Here is a 16031-nt window from a genome sequence, read left to right as displayed (position 1 = left end):
CTGAATGGGCGGTTAAGGGCACGACATCAGACTGAGTTGCGAGGGAAATTGCCAACCGCTTTTTGAGTGCTTTTGTTGACTTAAAGCGCTGTTTCTACTCCCTTCTCGTGACAGCTTTCTGACAGCTTGCGGCTCTGCCATTTTTGTTGATGCCCCGTTCCAGGGCATGAGCGCGTCGATGCGGCTCTCCATCCGGCCATTCACCGGGCGCTTCATTATCTCAGTGAAATACCGCTGCGGATCGAGACCGGTCAGCTTGCAGGTTTCCATCAGCGCGGCGGTGCAGGCCCAGCCCTCGCCGCCATCGCCGCCCGAGGGGAATAAGGCGTGCCTCGGGCTGAGGCAGCTCGACCTGATGGCCCTCTCCACCACGCTGGGGTCCATGTCGAGCCTGCCATCGTCGAGGAGCCGCTCGAGACCCGCGCGATGGTCCAGCGCGTGGCGAATCTTCTCCGCCTTCGAGGCGCCTCTTGGCGGGCGCGGCAGCTGTTCTTCGAGCCAGGCGAACAACGCCTCGACGCGCGGCAGATGCGCACGCAGGTTGCCGCACGCTTTCCTCGGCTGCTCCATGCCTTTGGTGCGCAATGGCGGGGATGTCTTCCCCGCCTCACCGTCACCAACGTCAATGAGGGGCCCAGCGTCAGCTCCAGCGCGACGGCGAGCTTCGCGGAGAATGGCAGCGGCACCGTCTACACCGCCACCGGGACCGACCCTGAGAACAACGCCCTGACCTGGGTGCTGGGCGGGGACGATGCCGCGCTGTTCAACATCGACGCCGACACCGGCGTGGTGACCTTCATGACGGCGCCGAACTTCGAAGCCCAGGCCGATGCCGGCGCTGACAATGCGTACGACATCACCGACACCGCCTCCGATGGCAGCAACTCCAGCGCAGCCCAGCCCGCTGCCATCACGGTGACGAACGTGAATGCTGCCACCTCAGTCAACGCCCTATCCGCCTCAAACTCCGAGGGGCAGGCTGGGGCGTCCTGGCGTAAGTCAGGTTCAGTGGGTCGACAGCAGTGGCGCCCCGGGCTGGACCGGCGTGACCATGCGCGCCGACCTTGATGGGAACGGTGCCATCAACAGGTCTGGCACCTGGACGGGCCTGACGCGCGCGCAACTCCCAACGCCGCTGCAGTTTGATGGTCTGCTCGGGTTCGCGTGAGTTGCGCCTGACCGGCCATGCGCGCTTTGCCGATTTGACCGGGCAAAGCGGGCAAGCGCCGCAAAGAAGCAGCTTAACATGACGGCAGGGCCAGGAGACTGTTCGGTAACGGCCCCTTTCCCACGCCATCTTCCCTACACAATCGGTGCAGCGAACGGCGCATGGGCCGGGTGGCCGCGCTGTGCCCAGCGCAGCCCCAGGCGTTCAGCGCGCGGCTTCGGGTGCCGCGTCTTCCGCCGGCGGCGCCACATGGCGCGGCTGCGGCATAGGCAGGGTCTCCGCCTCGCCGGCCAATTCGGCCTCCAGGCTCGCCGTGATGTTGCTCTCCGCCGGCTCGGGCCCCTCGGCGGGCTGCGTCTCGCCCTGGTAGCCCTCGGCATTCTGCTCGCGGTAGCGGCGTTCCTGCTGCGGCTGGTTCTGCTGCTGCACGGCGGCCATGGCGCCCAGGATGCGGAAGTAGTGCTCGGCGTGTTGGAAATAGCCCTCGGCCCCCACGCGGTCGCCGCTGCTGGTCGCGTCGCGGCCGAGCTGGAGGTATTTCTCGAAGAGCTGCTGGGCGGTGCCGCGCAGCCGCACATCGGGGCCGCTCGAATCGAAGACGTGGTTGCGGTTCAGCGGCTGGTTGCCGTTCCCGCCGCCGCCGCCGCCGCCGCCCGCCGAGCGAAACTGCCCGCCACTGCCACCACCGCCGCCATGGCGATGGCCACGGCGCATGCGCTTCATGTTCATTCGTGTCTGTGCTTCTGCTGTCTGTGCTGCCGCGGAGGTTTCAACTGGCGCCGCTGGCTGGGTGTCGTCCGGGGCAATGCCCTTGCGGGTGGTGCCCATCGGCGGGCCAGGGGCCTGCGCTGACGAGTATCACCTTAGACACAACGCGCCGCCCCGCCAACCGGTTTCTCAGAGAATTTCAGGATCAAGGCGCGATCAATGCCACCGAGATCGGCCTTCAGGCCCGCAACGGGCAAGCCTTGCTCATCGGCCAGCGCCGAGACGGCCGGTCCCTGCCCCTCGCCCAGCTCCAGCACGGCCAGGCCGCCCGGTGCGAGGAGGCGCGGCAGGTCACGGATGATCCGCCGGTAGGCGTCGAGGCCGTCCGGGCCGCCATCCAGCGCGCTCGGCGGCTCGTGCTCGGCCACTTCGGGCATGAGGCCCGGGATCACGGCGCTTTCGATATAGGGCGGGTTGGAGAGGATGAGGTCGAAACGGCCGTTGAGCGCCGAGGCCCAATCGCCCGCCGCGAAGGCGGCCCGCCCCGCCAGGCCGTTCCGCGCCGCATTACGCGCGGCGAGCGCAGCCGCATCGGGCCGAAGGTCGAGCCCCAGGCCCCAGGCGGCCGGGAATTCGCTCAGCGCCGCCAGCAGCAGGCACCCCGTCCCGGTGCCGAGGTCCAGGATTCGGCGGGGGGTGATGCCGGAGGCCAGCGCCGCCTCGATCAGAGTCTCGGAATCGGCGCGGGGGATCAGCGTCTCGGGGCCTACTTCCAGCTCGAGCGTCCAGAAGCAGGCCTCGCCCAGGATGCGCGCCATGGGCAGGCGCGCGAGCCGCTGGCCGAGGGCGGCGCGGAAGCGCCGAATGGCCTCAGGCGGGACGGGGGCGCGCGGGTCGCGCAGCAAAGCCTCGGTGCTGCTGGACATGGCATGGGCCAGCAGCAGCCGCGCCTCCAGCCGCGGATTTTCGATGGCGGCGGCGCGCAGCATCTGGCCGGCCTGGCAGAGAAAGGCGCCGACGCTCTCCCCCGGCTCGCAGGTCACGACCCGAACCCAAACCGCGCCACGAGGATCCGGCCGCAAAGCGGCCGGCGCGCCCAGACAGACTTGACCGTCCGCGCACCCGCCACAGCGCGAAGCCGAGCGCGCGCCCGGCGCTTGAGGGCGTTCAATTATCCTCCGCCAGGCGCTGGGCTTCGTCCTCGCTGATCAACGCGTCGAAGATCTCGCCCATTTCGCCCATCATCACGCGATCCACCTTGTGCAGCGTGAGGCCGATTCGGTGATCCGTCACGCGGCCCTGCGGAAAGTTGTAGGTGCGGATTCGCTCGCTGCGGTCGCCCGTGCCGACCTGGCCCTTGCGGTCCGCCGCGCGCGCGGAATCGAGCGCCTGGCGCTGCGCGTCATAGATCTTGGCGCGCAGCATCTTCATGGCCTTGGCCTTGTTCTTGTGCTGGCTCTTCTCTTCCTGCATCGCGACCACGGTGCCGGTCGGGATGTGGGTGATGCGGACCGCGCTGTCGGTCTTGTTCACATGCTGCCCGCCCGCACCCTGGGCGCGGTAGGTGTCGATGCGCAGATCCTTCTCGTCGATGCGCACATCCACCTCCTCGGCTTCCGCCAGCACGGCGACGGTCACGGTGGAGGTGTGGATGCGGCCCTGGGTTTCCGTCGCCGGCACGCGCTGCACGCGGTGCACGCCACTCTCGAACTTGAGCCGGGCAAAGACCCCCTGCCCCTCGATCTCGCCCGAGGCGCCCTTGATGCCGCCCAGCTCGTTCTCGTCATATTCGAGCACGGTGAAGCGCCAGCCCACGCTCTCCGCGTATTTCTGGTAGGCACGGAACAGCTCGGCGGCGAAGAGACCCGCTTCGTCGCCGCCCGCCGCGGGCCGGATTTCCAGGATGGCGCTGCGCTCATCCGCCGCGTCCTTGGGCAGCAGCATGAGGCGGATCTCGCGCTCCAGCCTGGGCAGGCGGTGCTTGGCGTCCAGCAGCTCGGCCTCGGCCAGCTCGCGCATCTCCGGGTCGTCGAGCAGCGCCTGCGCCTCGGCCTCGGCGGCTTCCAGCGCGCGATATTCGCGCACCTTCTCGACCAACGGATCGAGGCCGGAGAGCTCCTTGGAGATGGCGCCGATCTGTGAGCCATCAGCAGTCTCGAGCTGCGCGCGCAGCTCCTCCGCCCGCAGCATCACGCGCTCCAGCGAGGCGGGGAGACTCACTTTTTCAGCCGCTCCGTGAGCGCGGCGAAGGGCACCTGCTCCTGCGTGCCGGCATCGAGGTCACGGAGTTGCGCGACTCCTTGCGCGGCCTCCGTCTCACCGATGATGAGCGCCACGCGGGCACCCTGCTTGTTGGCGCGCTCCATCCGGCGCTTGAGGTTGCCGCGGTAGCCCATCTCGGCGCCGATCCCGGCCGCGCGGAGCGATTGCAGGAGGTTCAGCGCCACGCCCTCCTCCGCCTCGCTGACAGGGATGACGGTGACCAGCCGCGGCGCGGGCGGCGTCAGGCCGGCCTTCTCCATGAGCATCGCCAGCCGCTCCACGCCCGCCGCCCAGCCGACCGACGGCGTGGGCGGGCCGCCCATCTCCTCCACCAGGCCGTCATAGCGGCCGCCGCCCATGACCGTGCCTTGCGCGCCCAGTCGCTCGGTCACGAACTCGAAGGCGGTGTGGCTGTAGTAGTCGAGGCCGCGGACGATGCGCGGATTCTCGCGGAAGGGCACGGCGAAGGTCGTCAGGTGCCGGCGCAGCGCGTCCCAATGGGCGCGGGCGGCCTCCGTCAGGAAGGGCTCGATGGTCGGCGCATCCGCGACGAGCGCCCGATCCTGCGCCTCCTTGCTGTCGATGATGCGCAGCGGGTTCTTTTCCAGGCGCCGCTGGCTGTCCTCGCTGAGCTGCTCGCGATGGGCGGTGAAATGGGCGATGAGCGCCGCGCGATAGGCGTCACGGCTTGCGGCATCGCCCAGCGTGTTCACCTCCAGGATCACGCCCTCATCCAGGCCGAGTTCGCGGATGATGTGGTAGCCGCAGGCGATCACCTCGGCATCGGCCAGCGGCTCGGCGGCCCCCAGGATTTCCGCGCCGATCTGGTGGAACTGGCGGTAGCGGCCGGCCTGCGGGCGCTCGTAGCGGAACATGGGCCCGGCGTAGAAGACCTTGCGCGGCAGGGATTGCGTGAGGCCGTTGGAGACCAGGGCGCGGCAGACGCCGGCCGTGTTCTCGGGGCGGAGTGTCACGCTCTCGCCGCCGCGATCCTTGAACTCGTACATCTCCTTGCTGACCACATCCGAGGTCTCGCCCAGGCCGCGGGCGAAGACGCGCGTGTCCTCGAAGATGGGCGTCGCCCATTCCTCGAAGCCGTAGAGCGCCGAGATGCGGCGCGCGGTCTTGATGACGCGGTGGTGACGGCGGAATTCCTCGCCGACGAGGTCACGCGTGCCGCGCGGGGGCTGGAGCTTGATCTGGGACATGATGGGGATGGCGGGTAACGCCTGACGCGCGGCCCCGCAAGGGCAGGCTAATGCGCCTTGCGGGCGGTCCAGGCGTCCAGCGTCGCCCGCGCCTTGTTGCGCGTGGGGTCCATCTCCGCCGCGTGGCGATCGGTCTTGGCCGCCAGCTCGACGACATAGCCGTTCGGGTCGCGCAGGTAGATGGAGCGGATGATGCCGTGATCGGCGGGGCCGCGCGCCTCGATGCCGGCCTCCCGCGCCTTGGCGAGCACCGCCGCCAGCTCCTCGGGCGAGGTCTCCATGGCGACATGCAGGTCGAAATCATGCTGCTGCTTGAAGTCGAAATCGCTGCCCGGCACCTCGAAGAAGGCGAGGAAGCTGCCATCGCCGAGCTTGTAGAAGCTGTGCAGGACGGAGGCGTCATGCCCCGTGGCGGTGCGCTCGATCACGAAGGCCTGGGCCAGCTCCATGCCGAGGAAATCCTCGTAGAAGGCGCGCGTGGCCTCGGAATCGCGGCAGCGATAGGCGACATGATGGAACATGTGGGCGGGGTTCGCGGCCATCAGGCGGCCCCCCGCAGCATGCCGCGCCAGGCGTTGAAGCCGCCAATGGCCGCATCCCAGCCCGGCCGCGCCTTCATCGCCGCGATCCAGCGCCGCACGCGGGGCCAGGGCGAGAGGTCGAAGCCGATCAGCTCGCCCAGCGTCACATAGGCGGCGCCCAGATGGTCGGAGAGGTCGGGCTCGGCGCCGCCCAGGAAGGGCGCGGCGTCGCTCAGCATGTGGTCGTTCAGCACGGTCAGCAGGGCGCGGGACTTGGCTGCGCCCTGTTCCAGGGCGGCGGCCTGCATCGCCGGATCGGACCAGATGTAGTCGGGCAGGATCTGCCCATAGACCAGGCCATAGCCGAAGACGCGGTAGAAGCCGGTGTTGAACCAATCCATCCGCGCATTCACCGCCGCACGCGCCCGCTTGTCGGCCGGCCAGGCGGGATGATCGGCGAGATCGGCCAGATATGTCAGGATGGCCGAGCATTCGATCAGCCGATGACCATCCGCCTCCTCCAGTACGGGGACGAGCTGGTTGGGATTGATGCTGGTATAGGCCTCGCCCTTGTGCTCGCCGGTGAAGAGGTTCACCGGCACGAGTTCCAGGGGCAGCCCGGCCTCATGCGCGAACATGACGATGGGCCGGCAGGTGGTGGAGCCGTCGAAGTAATGCAGCTTCAAAGCCTTGGCTCCTTGCCGGTGCCTTATTCCGCGGCGATCTTGGCCTTCGCTTCCTCGGCTTTCTTGGCATCCGCCTCGGCCTGGAGCAGGGCGGCGCGCGCCTCGACCATCTCGACCAGGTGGTCGATCATGGCCTCCGTGTCGGTGGTGTGGTCCTGCTTGCCGGTGGAATAGACCATGTGCCGCCCGGCGCCGCCCCCGGTCAGGCCGATATCGGTCATCAGCGCCTCGCCCGGGCCGTTCACCACGCAGCCGATGATGGAGAGGCTGACCGGCTGGGTCACATGGGCCAGGCGCTCCTCCAGCTTCTCCACCGTGCGGATCACGTCGAAGCCCTGCCGCGCGCAGGAGGGGCAGGAGATGATCTTCACCCCGCGATGGCGCAGATGGAGCGACTTCAGGATGTCCCACGCGACGGCCACCTCCTCCTCAGGCTCGGCGCTGAGGGAGACGCGCATCGTGTCGCCGATGCCGGCCCAGAGCAGGTTGCCGAGGCCGATCGCGCTCTTCACCGTGCCCGCGCGCTTGCCGCCGGCTTCCGTGATGCCGATATGCAGCGGGTGGTCGCACTGCTCGGCGAGCTGCGTGTAGGCGGCGACGGCCATGAAGACGTCGCTCGCCTTCACGCTGATCTTGAACTCGTGGAAGTCGTTCTGCAGCAGGTGGTCGGCGTGCCAGAGCGCGCTCTCGACCAGCGCTTCCGGGTTGGGCTCTCCGTATTTCTCCAGCAGGTGCTTCTCGAGGCTGCCGGCGTTCACGCCAATGCGGATGGCGCAGCCATGGTCGCGCGCGGCCTTCACCACTTCCTTCACGCGCTCGGGCGAGCCGATATTGCCGGGGTTGATGCGCAGGCAGGCGGCCCCCGCCTCGGCCGCCTCGATGGCGCGGCGGTAGTGGAAATGGATGTCGGCCACGATGGGGACATTCACCTCGCGCACGATCTCGGCGAGTGCAGCGGTGCTCTCCTCATCGGGGCAGGAGACGCGGACGATGTCCACGCCGGCCAGTTCGGACTTGCGGATCTGCGCGATGGTGGCGGCGGCGTCCGAGGTCAGCGTATTGGTCATGGTCTGCACGCTGATGGGGGCATCCCCGCCCACCAGGACCTTGCCCACGCGGATCTGGCGCGACTTGCGGCGCGCGATGTGCTGATAAGGCCGGTAGCTCATGCATTCCCTCGGAAACGGCGTTCGGCCCGCAATATAGGCGCGGCCGCGGGAATGCCCAAGCTTGCTGTTGGCGCGGGACGGGCGCTCGTTACTGCCGTTGGGGCGGGTTCGGCCGGGCAGGCGCGGAGGGTGCGGCTGGGGCCGCCGGGGGCTGCGCGCTGGGGGCCGGGCGCGGGCGCAGCTGGTCCGGCACAAGTGGCACGTCGCGGCGGACGCCGGGGGTGTTGCCGAAGAGGGGCGAAGGCTGCCCATCCACCAGGACCTCGATCACCGCCGCATTCCCGACGGAGAGCAGCAGCCCCTCACGGTTGGGCACCACGAAGGTCTCACCAGGGCGCATGTTGCGGGAGATGAGGGTCTGGTTCGCACGCGTGTCGCGCACCTGGGTCCAGATCTCAGCCTTGGCGCGCAGCGTGATTCGCGGCTGGTCGGCGGGCGGCGCGGCGGCGACGGGCGGCGCGGGCGTGGGCACCTGGACCGGCACAGGGGTGGGCACCGGCAAGGCGGGGACGATCACGGCGGCGCCGGGTGGCGTGGCGGCGGCTGGCGCGCTGGGTGCGGGGGCGGTGCCAGCCGGGGCCGGCGCCGGTGTCGCGGTGGGCGTCGCGGGGCGAAGCGCCTCGCCCGTGCGGGCCGCGGGTTCGAGACGGGCGGGTACGGGTGGCACGGCATCCACCGTGCGATTGCCGGTCCCGGCCCAATTGTACCAGGCGACATAGGCGCCGATCGCGACCACCGCGCCGGCCAGCACCAGAACGCCAGCGGGGAAGCCGCGCTCAGGCACCGGCTCGGGGAAGACGAGGTCGGTCTTGCGGGGGCCGGCCGCCACCGCATCCCGCAGGCGGCGGACCATCTCGCTGGGGTCGAGGCCGAGGGCGCCGGAATAATTCCGCACGAAACCAACCGCATAGGCCGGCGAAGGGAGGTCCTTCAGGCGGCCTTCCTCCAGGGCGATCAGGTAGACGCGCCGGATGCGCAGCTCGGCTGCCACGTCCTCGATGGAGAGGCCGAGGGCAAGCCGCGCGTCACGCAGTTCCTCGCCGAGGCGGGCTGCATCCACGGGTTGGGCCTCCTGGGGGCGGAAGCGTTTCATGTCGTCGAACACGCACCCATGGTTAGCGCCTTCCGGGCGGGGGCGCAAAGCCCCCTTCCCCGATTCTTCAAGCGAGGCCGCGCCGCGCCGCCACCGCGGCCGCCGCCTGGCCGATCAATTCCGCCACGATTTCAACGGCCGGCTGCTCGCGCGAGACCATGCCGACCGACTGGCCGGCCATCAGCGAGCCCTGCTCCACATCGCCATCCACCACGGCCCGGCGGAGCGCGCCGGCCCAGAAGTGCTCGATGTCGAGCTGCGCCTCTTCCTTGCCCAGTTCCCCGGCCTGGAAGCGCTTCAGGACCGCCGCCTGGTGCTCCATGAAGCGCTTGGTGCCCTCGTTCTGCAGGGCGCGGACCGGGATCACCGGGAAGCGCTCATCCAGCTGGACGGTGGGCAGCGCGTCGCGCGCATTGCCGCGGATGAAGGCGCGCTTGAAGTTGGGGTGCGCCACGCATTCGGTGGCGCAGACGAAGCGCGTGCCGAGCTGGGCGCCCGCCGCGCCCATCTCCAGGTAGGACAGGATCGCCTCGCCCCGTCCGATGCCGCCGGCGACGAAGACGGGAACCTCGGTGATGTGGGGCAGGATTTCCTGCGCCAGCACGTTGAGGCTGACCGGGCCGATATGCCCGCCTGCCTCGCTGCCCTCGATCACCAGGGCATCGGCGCCGGAGCGGATCAGCTTCTTGGCAAGCGCCAGGGCCGGCGCGAAGCAGACGATCTTCGCCCCGCCCTCCTTGGCGCGCTTGATCGCGGCCGTGGGCGGGATGCCACCCGCGAAGACGATGTGGCTGACACCATGCGCGAGGCAGGTGTCCACCAGCTGCTCGAGCCGCGGATGCATGGTGATCAGGTTCACGCCGAAGGGCTTGCTGGTCAGCGCCTTGGTGCCCGCGATCTCGGCATCCAGGTGGTGCGGCTCCATGGCGCCGCAGGCGATGACGCCGAAGGCGCCGGCATTGGAGAGCGCCGCCACCAGGTTGCGCTCGCTCACCCAGGACATGGCGCCGCCCAGCAGCGCGTAGCGCGAGCCGAAGAAGGCGGCGCCGCGCGCCATCAGACGATCCACCTCGGCGAAGGCGGCGGGCGGCGGAGCGGCAACAGCGTCCATCAGGCGGCGTCCAGCCCGTAGGCCGTGTGCAGCGCGCGCACCGCGAGTTCGGTGTAGTCGGCCGCGACCAGCACGCTCACCTTGATCTCGGAGGTCGAGATCACCTGGATGTTGATGCCCTTGTCGGCCAGCGTCTTGAACATGGTGGAGGCGACACCCGCATGGGTGCGCATGCCGATGCCGACCACGCTGATCTTGGCCACGTCGGGGTCCGCGATCAGCGCCTCGTAGCCCAGCTCGGCCTTGGCCTTCTCCAGGATGTCGGTGGCGCGCGGCAGGTCGGAGCGGCCGACGGTGAAGGTCATGTCCGTGCCGCCATCGGCGCCGATGTTCTGGACGATCATGTCCACGTTCACATTGGCGGCCGAGAGCGGGCCGAACACGCGGGCGGCGACACCCGGGCGGTCGGGCACGCGGCGCAGGGTGACCTTCGCCTCGTCGCGCGAATAGGCAATGCCGGAAACGATCGGCTTCTCCATGATCTCGTCCTCATCCACGACCAGGGAGCCTGGCTTGTCTTCAAAACTGGAAAGCACCTGCACGCGAACCCGCGCCTTCATGGCGAGTTCGACAGAGCGGGTCTGCAACACCTTGGCGCCCACCGACGCCAGTTCCAGCATCTCCTCGTAGGAGATGCGCTCGAGCTTTTTCGCGCGCGGCACGATCCTGGGGTCGGTCGTGTAGATGCCGTCCACGTCGGTGTAGATGTCGCAGCGATCGGCCTTCAGCGCCGCGGCCAGCGCGACCGCCGAGAGGTCGGAGCCGCCGCGGCCGAGGGTCGTCACGCGGTTGCGCGTGGGCTCCAGCCCCTGGAAGCCGGCGACGACGGGGACCTGGCCCTGCTCCATCCGGCGGATCAGCTCATCGCCCTCGATGCGGTCCACGCGGGCCTTGCCATGGGCGTTGTCGGTCAGGATGGGCACCTGCCAACCCTGCCAGGAGCGGGCCTCCACGCCGATCGCCTGCAGCGCGATGGCGGTGAGGCCGATCGTCACCTGCTCGCCGGTTGCGACCACGGTGTCATATTCGCGGGCGTCATGCAGGGGCGAGAGGTCCTGGCACCATTTCACCAGCTGGTTGGTGGCGCCCGACATGGCGGAGACGACGACGGCGACCTGATGGCCGGCATCCACCTCGCGCTTCACGCGGGCGGCGACGTTTCTGATGCGGTCGAGATCGGCGACGGACGTGCCGCCGAACTTCATCACGATACGGGACATGCGAGTTCCTGGCCTGCCACTCCGGAGGGGGCAGGCCTTGCGGTGGGCCTGAGGGCGGGTCAGATACCGTTCATGACGCGGATGGGCAACATGTCGGGCAGCGCAGACCTCCAGGAAGTGGCGAAGTTCGACGCCCTGGCTCAGGATTGGTGGAAGCCGACGGGCCCCATGGCGCCGCTACACGCCATGAACCCGGCCCGGATGGGCTGGATCGCCGAGCGGCTGGGGCCTTTGGAGGGCCTGCGCATCCTGGATGTGGGGTGTGGCGCGGGCCTGGCCTCGGAATGGCTGGCGCGACGCGGCGCCATCGTCACCGGGCTGGATGCCGCGGGCGGCGCGCTGGAGGCGGCGCGCGCCCATGCCGCCGCCCAAGGCGTGCAGGTGGATTACCGCGAGGGCACGCCCGAGGATTTCGAAGCTGGCGGCTTCGACGCCGTGATCTCGCTGGAGGTGATCGAGCATGTGCCTCCGGCCGAGCGCCCGGCCTTCTGCGCGGCGCTGGCGCGGCTGGTGCGGCCGGGCGGGCAGGTCTTCCTCTCCACGCTGAACCGCACCCGCCGCTCCTACCTCTTCGCCATCCTGGGTGCCGAGCAGATCCTGCGCTGGCTGCCGCGCGGCACGCATGACTGGAAGCAGTTCGTCACACCCGAGGAGCTGGGCCGGCTGCTGCGCGCTTCGGGCCTCGCGGTCACCGACGTGGCCGGCATGGTGCCCAGCCTGCGCACGGGCTTCCGCATCGCCCGTGACACGGGCGTGAACTACCTGATGGCGGCACGAAAGGTCTGAGGATGGTCAAGCATTGGGTCCGCTTCCGCACGCCGGACGGCGCGGAGGGCTTCGGCACGCTGGCGGGCGAGCGCGTCACGCAGCATGACGGTGACATGTTCGGCGCCAATGCGGCCTCGGGTGCGGCCCTGCCGCTCGCTTCCTTGACGCTGCTGGCGCCGGTGCGGCCGCTGCGCTTCGTCGGGCTCTGGAACAACTATCATGAGCTGGCGACCAAGCAGGGCAATGCCATCCCCGAGACGCCGCTCTGGTTCCTGAAATCGCCGGGCAGCGTGATCGGGCCGGGTGCCGCGATCCGCCCGCCCGCGGGCTATGCCGGCAAGACGTTGTATGAGGGCGAGCTGGGGCTGGTGATCGGCCGCCGGGTCTCGGGCGCCGACGAGGCGGAGGCCGAGGCCGCCATCTTCGGCCTGACCTGCGTGAACGACGTGACGGCGCTGGACATCCTGACCGCCGACCCCTCCTTCCCCCAATGGGCGCGCGCCAAGTCGCCAGACGGCTTCGGGCCGATCGGGCCCTGCATCGCCCAAGGCCTGGATTGGCGCGAGCTGCGCGTGCAGGTGGCGCTGAACGGCCGCGTCCGGCAGGACTACCCTTGCGCGGACATGATCCTGGCGCCCGCGCGCATCGTCTCGCTGCTCTCGCAGGAGATGACGCTGGAGCCGGGCGATGTGATCGCCTGCGGCACCTCGGTGGGCGCCCTGCCCATGCGGCCGGGCATGGAAGTGGCGGTGACGATCGCGGGAATCGGCACGCTGACCAATCCGTTCGCGCCGGAGTGACCTTCTGGGCGGATGATTCACCGCTTCGGCGTGACGCCGCAGCGGATCATGCGCCTGGCTAACCCCGGCTGGCGCCGAGATGCGCCACGCCTTCGATCTCGACCAGGATGCTGGGCTCGGCGAGCGCCGAGACCTCGACCAGCGAGCAGGCCGGGAAATCGCCGGTGAAGAATTCGCGCCGGGCCTTCCAGACGGCCTCGCGCTGGGTGATATCGGTCACGAAGATCGTCAATTTCACCATATCGGCCATGCATCCACCGGCGGCCTCCAGCAGGGCCTGCATCTTGCCGAAGATGATGCGGGCCTGCGCCTCCATGCTGGCGCCCTCCGGCGCGCGCAGCGCCTGATCCCGTGCCGTGAAGCCGGAAAGATAGGCGATGCCGTCCACCACGCGGCAATTGGACCAGAGGCCGGGCGGCGGCTCGGGCACGGCGGGGCTGGTGACGCGGCGGATTCGGGACATGGCGGGCTCCTCCTGTTGCGCGGAAGGCTGCCAGCTTGGCGCGGATTGTCACCCCCGCCGGGAGCGCGAGGTGGCGGTTGCGACTTGACGCGCGGCCCCGCCCCGCACTACACGCCCTTCTCCCGGGCGGCGCATGCGTGTCGCCCGTGGTCGTTCATGGGGCGCCCCCCGGCGCTCCGGCCAGCGGCCATAACCATTCAGTATCACGGGCAGCGTCGCCTCGCGCGGCAGCCCGAAGGGCGCGTGTGATGAGCTTCGCAGTGATCCGCACTGGCGGAAAACAATACCGGGTGACGCCGAACGCCGTCGTCATCGTCGAGCGCCTGGAGGCTGAGCCTGGCGCGACCGTCACCTTCCACGAGGTGCTGGCCCTGAGCAACGATGCCGGCCTGCAGCTTGGCGCGCCGACCGTGCCGGGTGCGACGGTCACCGCCACGGTGGTGGACCAGAATCGCGGCGACAAGGTGCTGATCCTGAAGAAGCGCCGCCGCAAGAACAGCCGCCGCAAGCGTGGCCACCGCCAGGAACAGACGGTCCTGCGCATCGCCAGCATCGCGGCGTAAGAAGGAGCAAGACAGATGGCACACAAAAAGGCAGGCGGCTCCTCTCGCAACGGGCGTGACAGTCCCGGCCAGCGGCTTGGCGTGAAGAAGTTCGGCGGCGAGCACGTGCTGGCCGGCAACATCCTCGTCAAGCAGCGCGGCACCAAGATGAAGGCCGGCACCAATGTCGGCGTGGGCCGCGACCACACGCTCTTCGCGCTGGTCGAAGGCCATGTGAAGTTCGCTCGCAAGGCCGAGGACCGCGTCCATGTCTCGGTCGAACCGACCAAGCTCGCGGCCGAGTGATTTGACGCCCTCGATGGCGTGACCAGCGGGGGCCCTCGTGGCCCCCGTTTTTGTTTCAGACAGCCCTCACCCCCAAACGCTCCCCTCACGAAAAGGGGGGGTCTAGGGGGGGCCCTGCCCCCCCTTGCCGCCATGCGAGTAGGGTTGGTGTCGCGGCTACTCGCATGGCGGCACAGATATGAAATTCCTCGACGAAGCCAAGGTGTTCATCAAATCGGGCGATGGCGGCAATGGCGTCATCGCGTTCCGGCGTGAGCGCTTCATCGAATATGGCGGCCCCGATGGCGGCAATGGCGGCCGCGGCGGCCATGTCTATGTCGAGGCGGTGGAGGGGCTGAACACCCTGATCGACTACCGCTACGCCCAGCATTTCAAGGCACGCAAAGGCGGCAATGGCGCGGGCAGCGACCGCACGGGTGCGGCCGCCCCCGACGTGACGCTGAAGGTGCCGGTCGGCACCCAGATCATGGACGAGGACCGCGAGACGGTGATCGCCGACCTCGATGTGGTGGGCAAGCGCGTGCTGCTGGCCAAGGGCGGCGATGGCGGCTTCGGCAACGCGAACTACAAGACCAGCACCAACCGCGCGCCACGCCGGGCCGATCCGGGCTGGCCGGGCGAGGAGAAATGGGTCTGGCTGCGCCTCAAGCTCATCGCCGATGCCGGGCTGGTGGGGCTGCCGAACGCGGGGAAATCCACCTTCCTGGCGGCGGCCAGCGCGGCGCGCCCGAAGATCGCCGACTACCCCTTCACCACGCTGCACCCGCAGCTCGGCGTCGTGCGCCTGAACGCGACGGAGGAATTCGTCCTCGCCGACATCCCGGGCCTGATCGAGGGCGCCAGCGAGGGGGCCGGGCTTGGGACGCGCTTCCTGGGGCATGTGGAGCGCTGCCGCGTGCTGCTGCACCTGATTGACGGCAGCCAGGCGGACCCCGCGGGCGCCTGGCGGATGATTCGGGGCGAACTGGAGGAATATGGCGGCGGCCTCGCGGATAAGCCCGAGATCGTCGTCCTCAACAAGCTCGATGCGATGACGCCGCAGGCCCGCGCCTCCCGAGTGAAGGCGCTGGAGCGCGCGACGGGCCGGCCGGTGATGCTGGCCGCCGGGGCGACGGGCGAGGGCGTGCCCGAGGTGCTGCGCGCCGTGATGGACGTGGTGCGCGCGAAGTAAGCCGGCGGAGCAGGCTCAGATGCGAGGCCGGTTCACGCCTTTGGTGAAGAGACCAAAGGCGATCGGGCTCAGCGCCGCTCCTGCCAGGGCTCTCGGCGCGGGCCGCGCTCGAAGGCCACGATGCTGTCGAAGAAGGAGATGGCCCGCGTGGTGCGGGTGAATTCCGGCACCTGCGCTTCCGGCCCCACCCGCTCGCTCGGATGCGTATGGTAGCGGCGGAAATTGGCGTGGATGCCGCTCCAGGCGTGCAGGTCCTTCACGCGCTCGGCCGCGTAGTCGAGGAAGGTCATGCCGGGCCGGTCATCCCATTGGCCGCCCCAAAGGGCGGTGTGGGTGTCCTCCACGATATAGACGCCGTCGGGCGTCATCGCCGGGTAGAAGACCTCGAAGCTCTCGATCTGCTGGTTGCTGGTGTGGCCGCCGTCATCCACCACGATGTCCGGCGTGCCGATCTCGGCCAGCACCTGGCGCAGGAAGGCCGGGTCCGCCTGGTCGCCGATGAAGACCTTCACGCCGGGCGGCGCGAGTTCCGCCGATTTCGGGTTGATGTCCATCCCGAAGATGCGCGCACCCGGGCCGAGCCACTCGCGCCAGATCTCGAGCGAGCCGCATTCGTCCACGCCGATCTCCAGCAGCGTGGGCGATTGCCCGCGATAGCGCGCCAGGAAGGCGTCGTAGATGTCAAAATAGTGATGCCATTTCGCCGTCTTGTGGGCGCGCGATCCGCGCTCCAGGAACAGGCGATAGAGCTCGTTCGCGGGGTCCGACTGCAGGAGGCTGTCGGGGGTGGCCGGCTTGCGGCGGCGGAAGGGCCAGATCATGCCGCACACCTAGC

At 69.2% G+C, this 16031-nt stretch carries 19 protein-coding genes; 6 read left to right on the top strand and 13 right to left on the bottom strand.

Annotated elements, in window-relative coordinates:
- Positions 1-12 precede the first annotated feature (12 nt).
- Positions 13-570 (bottom strand): transposase domain-containing protein, encoded by a 558-nt coding sequence (locus tag ACQ860_RS21205; RefSeq protein ID WP_431305307.1) that lies wholly within the window; start codon positions 568-570, stop codon positions 13-15.
- Here ACQ860_RS21205 and ACQ860_RS21200 point away from each other — a divergent pair.
- Positions 529-1068, top strand: a complete 540-nt coding sequence (locus tag ACQ860_RS21200; protein WP_431305306.1) for a hypothetical protein — start codon at positions 529-531, stop codon at positions 1066-1068. The two genes, ACQ860_RS21205 and ACQ860_RS21200, sit on opposite strands and share 42 nt — an antisense overlap.
- A gap of 304 nt (positions 1069-1372) precedes the next feature.
- Here ACQ860_RS21200 and ACQ860_RS21195 read toward each other — a convergent pair whose 3' ends face one another.
- From ACQ860_RS21195 to ACQ860_RS21150, 10 genes are all read right to left on the bottom strand, one after another.
- Entirely contained in the window at positions 1373-1882 is a 510-nt protein-coding gene (locus ACQ860_RS21195; protein WP_431305305.1) for a DUF4167 domain-containing protein, read from the bottom strand.
- 149 nt (positions 1883-2031) lie between these two features.
- Positions 2032-2865 carry a peptide chain release factor N(5)-glutamine methyltransferase gene (prmC, locus tag ACQ860_RS21190; protein ID WP_431305800.1) on the bottom strand — a complete coding sequence of 278 codons (834 nt, stop codon included), beginning with the start codon at positions 2863-2865 and terminating at the stop codon, positions 2032-2034.
- A 178-nt stretch (positions 2866-3043) separates the two neighbouring features.
- Positions 3044-4096: a peptide chain release factor 1 gene (gene prfA / locus ACQ860_RS21185; RefSeq protein ID WP_431305304.1), complete on the bottom strand. Its 1053-nt coding sequence runs from the start codon at positions 4094-4096 to the stop codon at positions 3044-3046.
- A complete protein-coding gene (gene hisS, locus ACQ860_RS21180) occupies positions 4093-5346 on the bottom strand; it encodes a histidine--tRNA ligase (protein ID WP_431305303.1) in 1254 nt (417 codons plus the stop codon). The genes prfA and hisS overlap by 4 nt, the downstream gene beginning before the upstream one ends.
- 47 nt (positions 5347-5393) lie before the next feature.
- Entirely contained in the window at positions 5394-5888 is a 495-nt protein-coding gene (locus tag ACQ860_RS21175; protein ID WP_431305302.1) for a VOC family protein, read from the bottom strand.
- Complete coding sequence (locus tag ACQ860_RS21170; RefSeq protein ID WP_431305301.1) at positions 5888-6553, bottom strand: glutathione S-transferase family protein; 666 nt, start codon at positions 6551-6553, stop codon at positions 5888-5890. Before ACQ860_RS21170 ends, ACQ860_RS21175 begins: the two co-directional genes overlap by 1 nt.
- Before the next feature lie 23 nt (positions 6554-6576).
- Complete coding sequence (gene ispG, locus ACQ860_RS21165) at positions 6577-7722, bottom strand: flavodoxin-dependent (E)-4-hydroxy-3-methylbut-2-enyl-diphosphate synthase (RefSeq protein ID WP_213612565.1); 1146 nt, start codon at positions 7720-7722, stop codon at positions 6577-6579.
- Positions 7723-7810: 88 nt separating this feature from the next.
- Positions 7811-8782 (bottom strand): helix-turn-helix domain-containing protein, encoded by a 972-nt coding sequence (locus tag ACQ860_RS21160; protein ID WP_431305300.1) that lies wholly within the window; start codon positions 8780-8782, stop codon positions 7811-7813.
- 100 nt (positions 8783-8882) lie between these two features.
- Positions 8883-9926, bottom strand: coding sequence for an NAD(P)H-dependent flavin oxidoreductase (locus ACQ860_RS21155; RefSeq protein WP_431305299.1), 1044 nt, complete (start codon positions 9924-9926; stop codon positions 8883-8885).
- On the bottom strand, positions 9926-11146 hold the full coding sequence (locus tag ACQ860_RS21150) for an aspartate kinase (protein WP_431305298.1): 1221 nt from the start codon (positions 11144-11146) through the stop codon (positions 9926-9928). Before ACQ860_RS21150 ends, ACQ860_RS21155 begins: the two co-directional genes overlap by 1 nt.
- Positions 11147-11218: 72 nt before the next feature.
- On the opposite strand from ACQ860_RS21150, the gene ubiG reads away from it, so the two are divergent.
- The gene (gene ubiG, locus ACQ860_RS21145; protein WP_431305297.1) at positions 11219-11932 is read left to right on the top strand and encodes a bifunctional 2-polyprenyl-6-hydroxyphenol methylase/3-demethylubiquinol 3-O-methyltransferase UbiG; all 714 of its coding nucleotides are present in this window, start codon (positions 11219-11221) and stop codon (positions 11930-11932) included.
- A gap of 2 nt (positions 11933-11934) precedes the next feature.
- Entirely contained in the window at positions 11935-12714 is a 780-nt protein-coding gene (locus ACQ860_RS21140; RefSeq protein ID WP_431305296.1) for a fumarylacetoacetate hydrolase family protein, read from the top strand.
- Between the two features lie 58 nt (positions 12715-12772).
- On the opposite strand, the gene ACQ860_RS21135 is transcribed toward ACQ860_RS21140, so the two are convergent.
- Complete coding sequence (locus ACQ860_RS21135) at positions 12773-13177, bottom strand: RidA family protein (RefSeq protein WP_431305295.1); 405 nt, start codon at positions 13175-13177, stop codon at positions 12773-12775.
- 248 nt (positions 13178-13425) lie between these two features.
- Here ACQ860_RS21135 and rplU point away from each other — a divergent pair, with 248 nt between their 5' ends.
- The 3 genes from rplU (at position 13426) to obgE (ending at position 15196) form a co-directional block, all read left to right on the top strand.
- Positions 13426-13740 (top strand): 50S ribosomal protein L21, encoded by a 315-nt coding sequence (rplU, locus tag ACQ860_RS21130; RefSeq protein WP_431305294.1) that lies wholly within the window; start codon positions 13426-13428, stop codon positions 13738-13740.
- Between the two features lie 15 nt (positions 13741-13755).
- Positions 13756-14025 carry a 50S ribosomal protein L27 gene (rpmA, locus tag ACQ860_RS21125; RefSeq protein ID WP_431305293.1) on the top strand — a complete coding sequence of 90 codons (270 nt, stop codon included), beginning with the start codon at positions 13756-13758 and terminating at the stop codon, positions 14023-14025.
- A 178-nt stretch (positions 14026-14203) separates the two neighbouring features.
- On the top strand, positions 14204-15196 hold the full coding sequence (gene obgE / locus ACQ860_RS21120; protein ID WP_431305292.1) for a GTPase ObgE: 993 nt from the start codon (positions 14204-14206) through the stop codon (positions 15194-15196).
- A 68-nt stretch (positions 15197-15264) separates the two neighbouring features.
- Here the strand turns inward: obgE and ACQ860_RS21115 are convergent, their stop codons facing one another.
- Positions 15265-16017 carry a hypothetical protein gene (locus tag ACQ860_RS21115; protein ID WP_431305291.1) on the bottom strand — a complete coding sequence of 251 codons (753 nt, stop codon included), beginning with the start codon at positions 16015-16017 and terminating at the stop codon, positions 15265-15267.
- Between the last annotated feature and the right edge of the window lie 14 nt (positions 16018-16031).

This window comes from Sediminicoccus sp. BL-A-41-H5, from assembly GCF_050632405.1.
Taxonomy (GTDB): Bacteria; Pseudomonadota; Alphaproteobacteria; order Acetobacterales; family Acetobacteraceae; genus Roseococcus.
Note: the sequence above shows the minus strand (reverse complement) of the source record. Positions and strands in the feature narration are given on the sequence as shown.

Coding starts and splice junctions, on each gene's coding strand:
- ACQ860_RS21195 (WP_431305305.1), bottom strand. CDS start 1,882: ATGCGCCGTGGCCATCGCCATGGCGGCGGTGGTGGCAGTGGCGGGCAG.
- hisS (WP_431305303.1), bottom strand. CDS start 5,346: ATGTCCCAGATCAAGCTCCAGCCCCCGCGCGGCACGCGTGACCTCGTC.
- ispG (WP_213612565.1), bottom strand. CDS start 7,722: ATGAGCTACCGGCCTTATCAGCACATCGCGCGCCGCAAGTCGCGCCAG.
- rpmA (WP_431305293.1), top strand. CDS start 13,756: ATGGCACACAAAAAGGCAGGCGGCTCCTCTCGCAACGGGCGTGACAGT.
- obgE (WP_431305292.1), top strand. CDS start 14,204: ATGAAATTCCTCGACGAAGCCAAGGTGTTCATCAAATCGGGCGATGGC.
- ACQ860_RS21150 (WP_431305298.1), bottom strand. CDS start 11,146: ATGTCCCGTATCGTGATGAAGTTCGGCGGCACGTCCGTCGCCGATCTC.
- rplU (WP_431305294.1), top strand. CDS start 13,426: ATGAGCTTCGCAGTGATCCGCACTGGCGGAAAACAATACCGGGTGACG.
- ACQ860_RS21205 (WP_431305307.1), bottom strand. CDS start 570: ATGGAGCAGCCGAGGAAAGCGTGCGGCAACCTGCGTGCGCATCTGCCG.
- ACQ860_RS21175 (WP_431305302.1), bottom strand. CDS start 5,888: ATGGCCGCGAACCCCGCCCACATGTTCCATCATGTCGCCTATCGCTGC.
- ACQ860_RS21200 (WP_431305306.1), top strand. CDS start 529: ATGCGCACGCAGGTTGCCGCACGCTTTCCTCGGCTGCTCCATGCCTTT.
- ubiG (WP_431305297.1), top strand. CDS start 11,219: ATGACGCGGATGGGCAACATGTCGGGCAGCGCAGACCTCCAGGAAGTG.
- prmC (WP_431305800.1), bottom strand. CDS start 2,865: ATGCTGCGCGCCGCCGCCATCGAAAATCCGCGGCTGGAGGCGCGGCTG.
- ACQ860_RS21155 (WP_431305299.1), bottom strand. CDS start 9,926: ATGGACGCTGTTGCCGCTCCGCCGCCCGCCGCCTTCGCCGAGGTGGAT.
- ACQ860_RS21140 (WP_431305296.1), top strand. CDS start 11,935: ATGGTCAAGCATTGGGTCCGCTTCCGCACGCCGGACGGCGCGGAGGGC.
- ACQ860_RS21115 (WP_431305291.1), bottom strand. CDS start 16,017: ATGATCTGGCCCTTCCGCCGCCGCAAGCCGGCCACCCCCGACAGCCTC.
- ACQ860_RS21135 (WP_431305295.1), bottom strand. CDS start 13,177: ATGTCCCGAATCCGCCGCGTCACCAGCCCCGCCGTGCCCGAGCCGCCG.